Source organism: Mesorhizobium sp. M1A.T.Ca.IN.004.03.1.1, assembly GCF_003997555.1.
Classification (GTDB): Bacteria; Pseudomonadota; Alphaproteobacteria; order Rhizobiales; family Rhizobiaceae; genus Mesorhizobium.
This window is the reverse complement of the sequence record NZ_RZTV01000714.1, coordinates 1-253: the sequence shown is the minus strand read 5'-3', so window position 1 is coordinate 253 and position 253 is coordinate 1. Positions and strand designations below refer to the sequence as shown.

Below are 253 nucleotides of genomic sequence, written 5' to 3'. Positions count from 1 at the left end.
CGGCAATGCGGGTGAGGGCGGCGATCGCCGAGCTGGAAAAACAGCAGGCCGGCGCGATGGGCAGTGGGCGGACGCTGGCGATCGATATCGTCATGGAGACGCCGCAGCGGTTCAGCGATGCAGTGCGCGCCGCTTTCGAGGCCGAGATGGCGGCCTTCCTGCCCGGCGTTTTCCGCTGCCGTTTCCATTTTGCCGAGATGATGAAGCCGGCCGAACTGGTGCAGATTCTCGATCGTATCCGGCTGCGCGGCAC

Annotated in this window: 1 pseudogene; it reads left to right on the top strand. The window is 65.6% G+C overall.

The features are described 5' to 3' along the window. Positions 1 to 253: pseudogene (locus tag EOD29_RS33535) on the top strand (LacI family transcriptional regulator); the annotation flags it as partial.